Source organism: Stutzerimonas azotifigens (assembly GCF_013522725.1).
Classification (GTDB): domain Bacteria; phylum Pseudomonadota; class Gammaproteobacteria; order Pseudomonadales; family Pseudomonadaceae; genus Stutzerimonas; species Stutzerimonas azotifigens_A.
Window position 1 is genome coordinate 1 of sequence record NZ_JAAMRF010000006.1, and the last position, 12,174, is coordinate 12,174.

Here is a 12,174-nt window from a genome sequence, read left to right on the forward strand (position 1 = left end):
CGGACGGCCTCTCGCTTAAACTCGGGGCTGTAGCACTGGTAAGTACGTTTGTCTGTCATGGGGACACCTTCCTCTCTGACGGTATAGTCACATTCGAGGTGTCCGTAAAATCAGGGTCAGTTCAGATTTATTTTTCCGGCTGCCAGCTCGCCGGCTAGCGTCCCCCGCCACGCCTTCATCGGCTCCACCGACAGGTTTCGCCTTGCACGGCGCAGCTGCTGTCCAGTCGCGTTTGCTGGACAATGCGCGCCCAACTGGAACCACACCTCGGACGACAAGCAGGTTCTGCTGCGGCCCCTGCTGCGCGGCCTCCATGATCGCTTCAACGAGCCAGACACGGCGTGAATAAGGTGGCGCGGAATCCATTCGGTCAGCATCAACCTCACGTTTCCACCTTGAAAGGCGAACCCATGGCGTTCGCGCAACGAAAATGAAGACCACAGGGAATAGTCCATGCTCAACAAGATCATCACCCATGCAATGCTCTCGCTGCTGCCGTTGATCGCCGTCACAGCCCAGGCGGCCGATGTCGTTCAGGTCCTGACACAGAATTATCCGCCCTTCAGCATGTCAGCCAATGACAAGAACTTCGAGCGCGAAGACGGCATTGAGGGGATCGACAAGGAAGTAGTGGTCGAGATGTTCAAGCGCGCCGAGGTGCCGTACCAGATGACGCTGCGGTTCCCTTGGAGTCGCTTGCAGGAAATGGCCGAACAGCAGTCCGGCTTTGCCGTGTATTCGCTCAGCCGCACGGCACAACGCGAGTCGCGCTACAAGTGGGTCGGGCCATTGAGTGAGATACAGTTGGTGCTACTGAAGAAGCCCGGCAACCCGATCGTGCTGCACAGTCTCGACGACGCCCGCAAGTACAGCATTGGTTCGGTCGATGGCACCAGCGTAAGCCAGTATCTGGCGAAGCGAAACTTCGACGTGAAGAACGTCTTGAGCGGCGCTCCCACCAAACTGCAGGCAGGTGAGTTTGACCTGTGGGCGACCACCAATCCGGCTGGCCAATACGAGTCCAGCAAGGCTGGTGTCGGCAGACTGGAAGTGGCCTTTTCCATAAGTAGCACGCAACTCTATCTGGCGATGAACAAGGAAACGCCGGATGAAGTCGTGCAGAAGCTGCAAAGCACGCTGGATCAGATGCGCAAGGAGGGCTTCATCGATCAGGTGACGGCCCGCTACCTGAACGACTGATCAAGGTTTGATCGTTCCCACGTTCCGCTCATCAACGCCACCTGGGCGCTCCAGCGTCCAGGTGGCGGCAGTTGCAGTGGACAGGGCCTGCCGTTAACTCTCAAGAACAGGTAACGCCCCTAGTCCGCATCACCGCCGCCAGCGGCACTCTTCATTGGCACCACTCGAGAAAAGGAATTTCCATGCCCGGCATCAGCCATGTCGCCCGTACGTTTCAGATGTTCCTGGCCGACCTGCAGACGCGCCGAGCGCAGGTACTGCCTGAGCTCTCCCAACTGCGCAACGGATTCGAGGGTTGGCTGAAGATCGAACTGTATCTCTGGCTTATCGAACGCCACGGACTGCGGGCCGGGGTTGACGTCGGGGTCGAGTACAAGGTCTGGCTCGATCAGCGGCGCGGCCAGATGGACCGGGAGACGAAGCAGTGCGACCTGTGGGCACGCGATGCCGACGCGCATGACTACTACCACTACATCGAACTGAAAGTCCCGTTCGCCAACTACAACCAGGGCAAGCTGTTCCTCAGCGCTTCGGATGACTTCTGGTACATGTCGCGACTCCTGGCGGGCGACCAGTCTGCCTCGACGGGAAGCGCCATCCTGCTGGGGGCAGGCTTCGACGAACAGCCCTGGCGGCAGGCCATCAACGAGGCGGTCGAGTACGCCGGCAACGACCCGGACCAAGTCCAGCTCGCGATCGGAACGCTCATGCTAGACACGGCGCCGCCGCTGCAATGGGCGGTGATGACCAGGGTTTACCCGACCCGCAGCGCCGTCATAGTGCCGACCTTCGAGGCAGCACCGCTTTCGGTCGACTGAAGCAACGAGGTAGCGAGGCCTGCAAAGGCTTCGCCGCTGTCGCCTGCGCACGGCTACCCCTTTGCCGCACCGCCTTGACCCCTTCCCCGTTACCTCCTACCCTCCGCGTTCGGCGCCTAAGAAACGCCTCACACAGCGGCTAGCCCGCTTCCGACATTGCGGCTTTTTTGCGCCTACGGCCCGCCCGTGCGCGCAAGAAAAACACCTCTGCGACGTCGGGAGTGGGCTAATACAAGACCCGAAAGGGGAATATGTCCGGCCCTCTGTGTGGGGTTTCTTAGCTCCCGGCACCCAGCCCTAAGAAAGCTGATTTCACACAGAGGTAAAGGACATGCCAACTCCCCATCACCCTCGCTTCGAGGGAATGCGTCTTTCCGTTCACCATGAACATGACGGCCGGCTCTGGTTCGACGGCAACGAAATCGCCCGTCTGCTGGATTATTCCGACGGCGCGCTTGCGATCCACCAGTACTGCCGGGTCGAAGGCCTGAGCTTCGGCGAAGGCGACCACCCCGAACCTCGGCTGGATCTGGAAAACGTCTATCGCCTGGCCTTCGCCAGCCGCTCGGCCTACGCGCCGCGCTTTAGCGCCTGGCTCACCCACCGCCTTTTGCCCCAGCTCTGCAATCCGAAATCGAGCTGCGTGCACCTCTTCGGCCGCCAACTGCAAATCCTGGACTGGCAGGACGACTGGTGGATACGAATGCGGGATGTCGTCGAGGCCTTCGACATAGGCCGGACGGTGAGATGACGCCTTTGGCCGCCCTTGCGGGCGGCGCAACAGGGCAAACCGGAACCTGGCGCGTTTGATAGAGATGGGCTTTTCGCAGGCTCCTGCTTGGGACCGCCCTGAACACGTCGCGCGCCCCTTCACCGAGCCGTGAACAGGCGCTGATCGGTCGCCGCCATGAACGGCTATCTTGTCAGCACGCTTAGCGGGGCCTTGCTCTTCTCGAAGTTCCACGTCCGCAAAGGCGTACTCGATGCCGATGATGTCAGCAACTTCCCCACCTCACTGCGACGCCTTATGACGCTGTGCACCATGCTGGCATTTGTCGGCATGGCCTGGATGTCTCTGGCCGTTGGCCTACTCAAGCTCACTGAAGGCTGAACACATCGTTCCCACGCTACCGTGGGAACCGCGCCTGGGACGCATCGCGCTTTTCCTCGCCTCCCCCGCCCCCCCGTGGACAACGCTTCGCTCGCTCCCTGAAGATGTCAGCCATCGACCTCCGCACGCCGGCATTGCGGACTATCCGCCCGGCGACTCGCTATCCCGAATTCGAGAGCACGATATGAAAGCACTTCCCACCCTGGGGCTCGCCCTTGCCCTCGCAGCACCCACGGTTTACGCGCAGGAGCTTAAGGTCACGCTCAGCGGACTTCAGCATGACAACGGCCAGGTGGCCGTGGCGGTGTATGCCGACCCGAAAACCTTCCGCAAGGAGAATCAGGCCTTCGCCGCGCAGAAGGCCAAGGCCGAGAAGGGAGCGGTGTCGCTGGTGTTCAGCGACGTGCCGCCCGGGCGCTATGCGGTGCTGGCCTACCATGACGAGAACGACAACGGCGAGCTGGATCGGCGCTTCGGCATGATCCCCACGGAAGGTTATGGGCTGTCGAACAATCCCAAGGTCATGGGCCCGCCCTCCTTCGAAGACAGCGCCTTCGAGGTGAAGGCCGACCAGGCCGCCGAGATCACTTTGGAGATGCGTTACTGAACGCTCTGCCTGTCACTCTCTTCCAAACAAAGCGCCCTTTACCCCAGGCGTCGGCGCCTTTGAGGAAGATCAGCCTACCGAGCCCATCTCCTCTTCCTCGCCCGATACCCTTCCCCCGTACAATGCCCGCTTTGCCGCACCGTTCCCGGAGCCCCGCCCATGTTCACCCTCGCCCACCTGAACACCCCGCCGCCGGAGTCGATGAAAAGCCAGGTGTTGCAGAGGGTGGTGGACTACCTAGGCGACATCAGCCCGGTATCGCTCACGCCGAGCAACCCGCTGTATCAGCTGTATCAGTACGTGGTGGGTCTCGAGGTGCATCGTTATCTGGACAGCATGGATGGCGCGCAGGCGGGCAAGCCGGAGCTGATCATGGCGCTGGATGCCTACGACCCGGCGCGCCTGCTCGGTTTCGCGCTGTATCTTCCCTATGTGGATGACCCCGAAGCCTGCGCGCTGGTCTATCTGGCGGTGCAGGCCAGCCATCGGCGCCAGGGCATCGGCCGGGCCATGGTCGAGGCGATGATCGCGCGTTCCCCCCATGCGGAGGTGGCGTGCGTGGCGGGTAAAGTGCCGTACTTCGAAGCGCTGGGCTTTCTGCCCCTGGCCGCGCGAGGCCCGCAGGTGGTGATGAATACCCGCAGCCAGGCCTCCGACGGCGTGGTGGCGGTGCAGGACCTGGAGCCCATCTTCCAGTCCAAGGAAGTTCGGCAGATCCACAGCTACCTGGTGCAGCAGCACGGCCGCAAGGCCATGAGCGAGGCGGAAAAACAGCGCGATCGCCTGCTCGACCAGTTGGCCCGTCAGGCCGATCACCTCATCCAGACCTACTCCGCGGGCAAGCACTTGCATTGAGCGTTCGATGGAATCGGCACGAAGGTTTCCCCCTCGCCCCAGATCAACGCTTCACGCAGGCAAAAATCGCGTTCCCGGACGCCTGGTTCCAGGGCAGGATCTTCTCGTAATCGTGCTCGAGCACCTGCACCTCGAAATGCGGCTCGAGCAGCGCCCTCAGCTCGGTGAAACTGACGGCTACCATAGGGTGTTCGTCGTGCCAGACCTGGCCTTCGCCTGCCGACGTTTTCTCGATGCGAAGCTTTAGTGACTGCCGCTCACCATGGCCGCCGTAGCTCCAGGCGGAGCTGAAGCTGAACAGGCCGTCCGGGTGTTTGGCGGTGTGCGAGACGAACGAATCGTTGTCGATCCGGTTCTTGTCGACGGCGTTGAAGCAGAAGAGCCCGCCCGGGGCCAGGGCGCGGTGCACACTGGCGATGCAGGCCTTCAGCCGCTCGATTCGGGCGCTGTAGTGGATCGAATAGAGGAAGCAGGTGATCAGGTCGAGCGGCTGATCGACCGCGAAGCCGCACATGTCCTGCACGGAAAACTGCGCTTCCGGGCAGCGGATGGCCGCCTTGTCCAGCATGGGCTGATTGATGTCGAGCCCACTGCTTTCATAGCCGGCGTCGATGAAATGCCGCACATGCGGCCCGGTTCCACAGGCCAGATCAAGGTGCCTGACTCCGGCATTGCCAAACAGCTGCTGCAGGCGCTGGACACAGCGGCTCTGGGCGCGATAGTCGATATCGGCGCACATCAGATCGTAGTAATCCGACAGGTCGGTATAGAGGGCGTTGCCGGGCATGGTGACCTGATGTTTTGGGTGCAGCGTTGGCGGGCGCGCATCATAGCTCGCTCCGACAGCAGAAAGTATTGGCCTTGCGGCAAGTGGGCTGGCCCTGTGGAGGCAACGGAGCCATGACTGACTTACGCCAGCAGGCCGGGAAGGCACCACTGGCCGTATACTGTCGGTTTCGCCGCGAGCCCTTCCCTGTGAGCAACAAACGATACGCCTGCATTGGCCTGAGCAATCCCAAATCGCCGTCCAATGTGGGATCGATCATGCGCGCCGCTGGCTGCTATGGCGCCAGCTCCGTGTTCTACACCGGCACCCGCTACGATCGCGCCAAGGACTTCGTCACCGACACCAAGAAAGTCCACCAGGACATCCCGCTGATCAACATCGACGACCTGCGCAAGATCCTGCCGCTCGGCTGCGTGCCGGTTGCGGTGGAGCTGGTCGAAGGCGCGCGCGCCCTGCCGGAATACACCCATCCTGATCGCGCCCTTTACATCTTTGGCGCCGAGGACGGCTCGCTCAGCAAAGAGATCCGCGACTGGTGCGAAGACGTCGTCTACATCCCCACCAACGGCTGCATGAACCTCGCGGCCACGGTCAACGTGGTGCTTTATGACCGTTTGGCCAAGGGCAATAACACTCGTTCGGGGCCGCAGTTTTGAGCAAACAAGCTTGCCACCCGGCCCGACGAAAGACGTCCCAGCTAGTAACCAGCCGAGACGAACAGATTAGGTACGCTCAGCAGCGATAAAAGACTCCACGTGCCCCAACGCCCGCTCGACGAATTCCTCCTTTTCCCCGACCGGCGCCACATAGTGCAGCGCGCCGGCAGCCGCCTCGCGACCCAGCAATCGCACCAGCACCCAGGTCGCCAGATAGCTCGAGGCCAGGCATCCGCCTGAGGTCGCCAGGTTGCCTTTGGCGAAGAACGGCTGCTCCAGCACGTCGACGCCCGCCTCTACCACCCAGGGCTTGGTGAGCAGGTCGGTGCAGGCCGGGATGCCTTCGAGCAGTCCCAGCTTGGCCAGCAATAGCGTGCCCGAGCACTGGGCTCCGATCAGCTGCCGCGCGGGGTCAAGCGGGGTGAGCACCCGCATGATCGAGGCGTCCTCGGCGATCTCGCGGGTCTTGCTGCCGCTGCCCACGAGCACGACCTCGCAGGCTTCGATGTCTTCCAGCGGCAGTTGGCGGTGCAGCGTCACACCGTTCATGGACGTGACGGTCTCGCTGGGCGAGGCCAGGGACACGCGCCAGTCGGATCGCTTGATGCGGTTGAGAACGCCGAAGGCAATCAGCGAATCCAGTTCGTTGAAGCCGTCGAAGGTGAGGATGGCGATGTGCATGGCGGGCTCGGCTGGCTGGAGAAACCGTCATGCTCCGCCCCCGTCCACGCGCGGAACAGGCACAGTGGCCAGCAATAAGTGCCATACAGGCCCTACCTTGTCAGGCGCCCGTCGAGCGGTCAGCGAACTTCCAGATGTCCATCCGTATCGGCGGCGCCGGAACGCAACCCGAGCGGCTCAGGAAATATCGATCTGGTAGCGAAACCCCTCGGCCGCAGCGCGGGATATGCGGTATTCCAGCGGGGATCGGTCATAGCCCAGGGCCATACGCTCGATCATCACCATCGGTGCGCCCTCTTCGACCGACAGGACTTTCGCCATGGCGCTGTCGGCAGCCCCAACGGTGAGGGTTTCCTTGGCCGAGGCGATGCACTGGCCGCACTGGGTTTCGTAGAACGGGTAAAGCAGTTCGCCGAAGCGTTCGGAGTCGATCTCCAGTAGCGCGCCGAAGCGTGAGGCGGGTAGCCAGATGTCCTCATGGAACAGCGTGCGCCCTTCGACCATCCGCAGGCGCTCCATGTGGATGACCTGCTCGCCGTGCTCCAGCTCGAGCGCCGCCGCCACTGTTCTGGAGGGCGACTGCAACGCCTTGGCAAGGATCCGGCTGGTGGGTATCTCGCGTCCACCCGTGGCATTCACCTGGCGAAAGAAGCGCGCCAGCGAGGAATCGAAGTTGGGCCTACGGACGAAGGTGCCACGGCCCTGGCTGCGTATCAGCAGCCCTTCGTTGACCAGCGTATCCACGGCCTTGCGCACGGTCCCGATGGCCACGCCGTACAGCCGGGTCAGCTCCGCTTCGGTGGGGATGGGAGCGCCGGGCGTCCATTCGCCCGCGGCGATCTTGGCCAGCATCTCTTCCCGCAGGCGTTGGTAGAGCGGCAGGCGCTCGTCGTAACCGAGTGTTATCGGGGCGTTCGTCTTCATTTATCCGTCCAATGCGCAAGCGGTCCCACTTTACCACTGGAGTGCCGATTGACAGATAGCCGCAGCTGATTATATGGTCATCTATTCATATATATGACTAGATGAAACAGTCAACGCGGTAGCGAGCCCGGCTTGCGTCCCCGTGACCTGCCGCGGCGACTGCGGCAGGTCGTCCCACTACAACAATCGACAGGGTTAATCTGTTCATGACCGGCCTTCACCCGCCCGCCATCACTGGCGTAGACACGCACGCCCACATCTTCCGCCAGGATTTGCCGATGGTCGCCAACCGTCGCTACAGCCCTCATTACGATGCGCTGGTGGAACAGTACCTCGAACATCTCGAGCGCAACGGCCTTTCCCACGGCGTGCTGATTCAGCCGAGCTTCCTGGGGATAGATAACCACTTCATGGTCGAAGCGCTACGCCGCTATCCGCAGCGGCTGCGTGCCGTCGCGGTCGTCGACGCCGACATCGGCGAGGCGCAACTGGACGAGCTGGCCGAGGCCGGCGTGGTGGGTATCCGCCTGAATCTCATCGGCCGAACGCTGACCGACTACGCCGGCCCCGCATGGACGGCCCTGTTCGAGCGACTGGGCGCGCGCGGCTGGCAGGTCGAGATTCAACGCGGCATCGACGACGTCGCGCTGGTCGTGCCGCCCCTTCTGGCGTGCGGCGTGAGCGTGGTGATCGATCATTTCGGTCTGCCGACCGGCGGCATCGATACGGGCAAGCCCAACCACCGCGCATTTCTCGAACTGCTGGGCAACGAGCGCGTATGGCTCAAGCTTTCCGCCGCCTATCGCAGCCAATCCGATCTGACCCAGGCGGCCGCTGCGCTGGCACAGGCGCGGCAGGCCGCCGGCGGTATCGAGCGCTTCCTCTGGGGCAGCGACTGGCCCAACACCCAGTTCGAACAGCAGACCCGCTACGAGGAGCAGCTGGCGTTCATCGAGGCGCTGCTGCCGGATGCGGGGGAACGAGCCCAGGTACTGATCCACAACCCGGCGAAGCTGTTCGGCTTCGACGTTTCCCGCTAAACGTTCATAACAACAAACAGGACACTTACACATGATGAGCCTGCTCGTCGTCGCGGCTATCGTCGTAGCCGTCGCCCTTGGCTACAAGACCAAGATCAACATCGGTCTGTTCGCCATCGCCTTCGCCTACCTTATCGGTGCCTTCGGCATGGGCCTCAGCCCCTCCGAAATCATCGGCATGTGGCCGCTGAAGATCTTCTTCGTGATCTTTTCCGTCTGCCTGTTCTACAGCTTCGCCACGGTCAACGGCACCCTGGAGAAACTGGCCGAACACCTGATCTATCACTGCCGCTCGGTGCCGCAACTGCTGCCCTTCGCGGTCTTCTTCACCGCGACGGTCATCTCCGCTATGGGGGCGGGTTACTACACGGTGCTGGCGTTCATGGCGCCGATCACGCTGTTGCTGTGCGAACGCACCGGCATGAGCCTGATCGCCGGCGGCATGGCGGTGAACTACGGCGCGCTGAGCGGCGCCAACTTCGTGTCGAGCCAGAGCGGGATCATCTTCCGTGGCTTGATGGTCAATGCCGGCATCCCGGAGAACGAGGCCTTCATCAACGCCCTGGGCATCTTTGTCAGCACCTTCGTGATTCCGGTGCTGGTGATTAGCGTGCTGGTGTTCATGACCGGGCATGGCAGGGCGATGAAGGCTTCGGCCTACATTGCGACCGCCCCTACGCCGCTGAACCGCGAGCAGAAGATAACCCTGTGGCTGACGCTGGCGATGATGGTCATCGTGCTGGCGGCGCCTATCGCTCACCTGCTGTTGCCGGCCAACTCCACAGTCAGCTTCATCAACTCGAAGATGGACATCGGCCTGATCGCCAGCCTGTTCTCGGTCATCGCGCTGTTGCTGAAACTGGGTGACGAGCGCAAGGCGATGGCCTCGGTACCCTGGGCCACGCTGATCATGATCTGTGGCGTCGGCATGCTCATTTCCGTGGCCATCAAGGCGGGCACGATCGACGTCCTGGCCTCCTGGATGGGCAGCAGCATTCCGCCAATCCTGGTGCCGCTGGTCTTCGGCGTGGTGGCGGCCTTCATGTCGCTGTTCTCCAGCACGCTGGGGGTGGTCACGCCTGCGCTGTTCCCGATGGTGCCACCGATCGCCTCGGCGCTGGGGCTCGACCCGCTCGTCCTGTTCGTGGCCATCGTGGTGGGGTCGCAGGCCACCTCGATCTCGCCGTTCTCATCCGGCGGCAGCTTGATCCTAGGCTCCTGTACCACGGAGCAGAGCCGCACCTCGCTGTTCCCGCAGTTGCTGTTCCGCGCCGCCCCCCTGGGCTTCGTCGCGGCCTTGATATTCAACGTGCTGCTGACCGTCCTCTACTGAGCCATCGCCATGGCCCGCGCGATCGGGCCATGGCGTTCACGGACGTGGCGCGCTTAGGAGCGTAGCCGATAGCCCAATGGCGATTCGGCACCGCGCCCCATCTTTTGCAAGGAGAAAGCATTCAATGAAGAACTGGTTTGCCGATATCAGCATGACCAAGAAGCTGGCGATCGGCTTTGGCTCCGTGCTTTTGCTTACGGTCGTCCTGGCCGCCTCCGGCTGGCTCAGCCTGGGCAGCGTGACTCACCGCAGCGCTCTGATGGAGGAGATCGCCTCGCTCAACGAATCGCTGGCCGAGCTGAGGGTTGCGCGCATGCAGTTCATGCTCGACAACGGCGATGCGAAGTCGGCCGAGGCCGTCAGCGAGGCGCTGAGCCGATTCGAGCAGCAGCATCAGGAGATCTCGCCGAACTTCTCCGACCCCGAGAACGTGGCGCTTCTGCGCAAGCAGGGCGAGCAGACCCAGCTCTACCGCGCCTCGCTGAAGAAGATGCGTGACGCCTATGCCGCCGGCAACGCGGCGCGGGCAGACATGGGCAAGCACGCAACCCTCGCCAGCGAACCGATCGCCGCCATGAACAAGGCGGTGGAGCAGATGCCGGTCGACGCCGATAACCGCTATGCGGGCCTGAAGGCGATTTCCGACCTGCGCATGAACTGGCAGCTGGTGCGCTACGAGATGCGCGGCTACAACACGAACCCTACGCCCGAGGTCGCGGCCAAGGTCGCACAACAGATCGAACTGACCCGGCAATCCGCCGCGCGCCTGCAGACCTTGCTGGGCAGTGGCTTCTCCGCCCAGGTGGCGGTCACCGAGCAGGCGCTCGACGGCTATCTGGCGGCGCTCGAAGCCGTCGTCGCCCAGACCGAAGCGATCGCAGCGGCACGCCAGGACATGGCGAGCCAGACGAACGAGATCAAGCGTCTCGCCGATAGCCTTACCGATGCGCAGAGTGCAAGTCGCGCCCGGGAAACTGCCCAGTCCCGCGCAGCCCAGGCCACGGTTACCGCACTGGCCCTGCTCATCGGATTGCTGGCTGCCTGGCTGATCACGGGGCAGATCACCCGTCCGTTGGCGGAGACACTCGCGGTGGTCAGGAACATCGCAGCGGGTGACCTGACCGACCAACGCCAGATCGAGCGCAAGGATGAAATCGGTGCGCTGCAGCGGGGTGTGGTGGGCATGGCGGGCACCTTGCGTCAGCTCATCGGCGGCATCCGCGACAGCGTTACCCAGATGGCCAGCGCCGCGGAACAGCTGTCGGCCGTCACCGAGCAGACGAGCGCCGGCATGAACGGGCAGAAGATCGAGACCGATCAGGTCGCAACGGCGATGCATGAGATGTCGGCCACGGTGCATGAAGTGGCCCGCAACGCCGAAGAGGCTTCGCAGGCAGCCAGTGCAGCGGACCGCGAAGCGCGCGCGGGTGATGCGGTGGTGTCCGAGGCGATGACCCAGATCGAACGGCTGTCGCAGGAAATGCTCCGCTCTGCCGAGGCCATGGGACGCCTGGAGTCCGAAAGCAACCGAATCGGCAGCGTGATGGACGTGATCAAGGCGGTGGCCCAACAGACCAACCTGCTGGCGCTCAATGCGGCGATCGAGGCCGCGCGTGCCGGTGAAGCGGGACGTGGCTTCGCGGTCGTGGCCGACGAAGTACGCAGCCTGGCGCAGCGGACGCAGAAATCCACCGAGGAGATCGAGCAACTGGTCGCCGGCTTGCAGCAGGAAACCCAGCAGGTCTCCGCCGCGATGCAGAGCAGCCACAACCTGACCGAAAGCAGCGTCGAGCTCACGCGCAGGGCCAGCCTGGCGCTCAACGACATCACCGCGAAGGTCTCGAACATCCAGGCGATGAACCAGCAGATCGCCGCCGCTGCCGAGGAACAGGGCGCCGTCGCCGAGGAGATCAGCCGCAGCGTGGTCAACGTGCGCGACATCTCCGAGCAGACCGCCACGGCCAGCGACGAGACCGCCGCGTCGAGTATCGAACTGGCGCGCCTTGGCAACGAGTTGCAAGGCATGGTGAGCCGTTTCCGCGTGTAGCCATCCAGTCCCTGGCCGCATTGCCGACCAACCGGCTCGTAGATGCGGTCGGGGACGCCTAGTCTTGACCGCGAACGGCACCGCACCGTGCCGATCGATCAAGGCCGCTCCCAAG

General features: G+C 63.0%; 13 protein-coding genes. 10 read left to right on the forward strand and 3 right to left on the reverse strand.

Going from position 1 to position 12,174, the window contains the following annotated elements:
* The first annotated feature begins 453 nt into the window (after positions 1-453).
* The 6 genes from G7026_RS12390 to G7026_RS12415 all read left to right on the forward strand — a co-directional run bounded on the left by G7026_RS12390 (position 454) and on the right by G7026_RS12415 (position 4,591).
* Positions 454-1,200: a substrate-binding periplasmic protein gene (locus G7026_RS12390; RefSeq protein WP_181071228.1), complete on the forward strand. Its 747-nt coding sequence runs from the start codon at positions 454-456 to the stop codon at positions 1,198-1,200.
* Positions 1,201-1,382: 182 nt separating this feature from the next.
* Positions 1,383-2,018: a hypothetical protein gene (locus tag G7026_RS12395; protein ID WP_181071229.1), complete on the forward strand. Its 636-nt coding sequence runs from the start codon at positions 1,383-1,385 to the stop codon at positions 2,016-2,018.
* A 331-nt stretch (positions 2,019-2,349) separates the two neighbouring features.
* Positions 2,350-2,769, forward strand: coding sequence for a BRO-N domain-containing protein (locus G7026_RS12400; protein WP_138486845.1), 420 nt, complete (start codon positions 2,350-2,352; stop codon positions 2,767-2,769).
* Between the two features lie 156 nt (positions 2,770-2,925).
* Positions 2,926-3,129, forward strand: coding sequence for a hypothetical protein (locus G7026_RS12405; protein ID WP_181071230.1), 204 nt, complete (start codon positions 2,926-2,928; stop codon positions 3,127-3,129).
* A 184-nt stretch (positions 3,130-3,313) separates the two neighbouring features.
* Complete coding sequence (locus tag G7026_RS12410; RefSeq protein ID WP_181071231.1) at positions 3,314-3,736, forward strand: DUF2141 domain-containing protein; 423 nt, start codon at positions 3,314-3,316, stop codon at positions 3,734-3,736.
* A 159-nt stretch (positions 3,737-3,895) separates the two neighbouring features.
* Positions 3,896-4,591 (forward strand): GNAT family N-acetyltransferase, encoded by a 696-nt coding sequence (locus G7026_RS12415; protein ID WP_181071232.1) that lies wholly within the window; start codon positions 3,896-3,898, stop codon positions 4,589-4,591.
* Positions 4,592-4,634: 43 nt separating this feature from the next.
* On the opposite strand, the gene G7026_RS12420 is transcribed toward G7026_RS12415, so the two are convergent.
* A complete protein-coding gene (locus G7026_RS12420; protein WP_181071233.1) occupies positions 4,635-5,378 on the reverse strand; it encodes a class I SAM-dependent DNA methyltransferase in 744 nt (247 codons plus the stop codon).
* Between the two features lie 188 nt (positions 5,379-5,566).
* On the opposite strand from G7026_RS12420, the gene G7026_RS12425 reads away from it, so the two are divergent.
* A complete protein-coding gene (locus G7026_RS12425) occupies positions 5,567-6,034 on the forward strand; it encodes an RNA methyltransferase (protein ID WP_181071234.1) in 468 nt (155 codons plus the stop codon).
* A gap of 66 nt (positions 6,035-6,100) precedes the next feature.
* Here G7026_RS12425 and G7026_RS12430 read toward each other — a convergent pair whose 3' ends face one another.
* Positions 6,101-6,715 carry a DJ-1/PfpI family protein gene (locus G7026_RS12430; RefSeq protein WP_181071235.1) on the reverse strand — a complete coding sequence of 205 codons (615 nt, stop codon included), beginning with the start codon at positions 6,713-6,715 and terminating at the stop codon, positions 6,101-6,103.
* A gap of 177 nt (positions 6,716-6,892) precedes the next feature.
* Complete coding sequence (locus tag G7026_RS12435; RefSeq protein WP_181071236.1) at positions 6,893-7,639, reverse strand: GntR family transcriptional regulator; 747 nt, start codon at positions 7,637-7,639, stop codon at positions 6,893-6,895.
* A gap of 206 nt (positions 7,640-7,845) precedes the next feature.
* Here G7026_RS12435 and G7026_RS12440 point away from each other — a divergent pair, with 206 nt between their 5' ends.
* From G7026_RS12440 to G7026_RS12450, 3 genes are all read left to right on the forward strand, one after another.
* Positions 7,846-8,679, forward strand: coding sequence for an amidohydrolase family protein (locus G7026_RS12440; RefSeq protein ID WP_181071237.1), 834 nt, complete (start codon positions 7,846-7,848; stop codon positions 8,677-8,679).
* 31 nt (positions 8,680-8,710) lie between these two features.
* Positions 8,711-10,012, forward strand: coding sequence for an SLC13 family permease (locus tag G7026_RS12445; RefSeq protein WP_181071238.1), 1,302 nt, complete (start codon positions 8,711-8,713; stop codon positions 10,010-10,012).
* A gap of 124 nt (positions 10,013-10,136) precedes the next feature.
* Entirely contained in the window at positions 10,137-12,059 is a 1,923-nt protein-coding gene (locus G7026_RS12450) for a methyl-accepting chemotaxis protein (RefSeq protein ID WP_181071239.1), read from the forward strand.
* Positions 12,060-12,174: the final 115 nt, after the last annotated feature.

Coding starts and splice junctions, on each gene's coding strand:
- G7026_RS12435 (WP_181071236.1), bottom strand. CDS start 7,639: ATGAAGACGAACGCCCCGATAACACTCGGTTACGACGAGCGCCTGCCG.
- G7026_RS12450 (WP_181071239.1), top strand. CDS start 10,137: ATGAAGAACTGGTTTGCCGATATCAGCATGACCAAGAAGCTGGCGATC.
- G7026_RS12430 (WP_181071235.1), bottom strand. CDS start 6,715: ATGCACATCGCCATCCTCACCTTCGACGGCTTCAACGAACTGGATTCG.
- G7026_RS12400 (WP_138486845.1), top strand. CDS start 2,350: ATGCCAACTCCCCATCACCCTCGCTTCGAGGGAATGCGTCTTTCCGTT.
- G7026_RS12445 (WP_181071238.1), top strand. CDS start 8,711: ATGATGAGCCTGCTCGTCGTCGCGGCTATCGTCGTAGCCGTCGCCCTT.
- G7026_RS12405 (WP_181071230.1), top strand. CDS start 2,926: ATGAACGGCTATCTTGTCAGCACGCTTAGCGGGGCCTTGCTCTTCTCG.
- G7026_RS12395 (WP_181071229.1), top strand. CDS start 1,383: ATGCCCGGCATCAGCCATGTCGCCCGTACGTTTCAGATGTTCCTGGCC.
- G7026_RS12410 (WP_181071231.1), top strand. CDS start 3,314: ATGAAAGCACTTCCCACCCTGGGGCTCGCCCTTGCCCTCGCAGCACCC.
- G7026_RS12420 (WP_181071233.1), bottom strand. CDS start 5,378: ATGCCCGGCAACGCCCTCTATACCGACCTGTCGGATTACTACGATCTG.
- G7026_RS12415 (WP_181071232.1), top strand. CDS start 3,896: ATGTTCACCCTCGCCCACCTGAACACCCCGCCGCCGGAGTCGATGAAA.
- G7026_RS12440 (WP_181071237.1), top strand. CDS start 7,846: ATGACCGGCCTTCACCCGCCCGCCATCACTGGCGTAGACACGCACGCC.
- G7026_RS12390 (WP_181071228.1), top strand. CDS start 454: ATGCTCAACAAGATCATCACCCATGCAATGCTCTCGCTGCTGCCGTTG.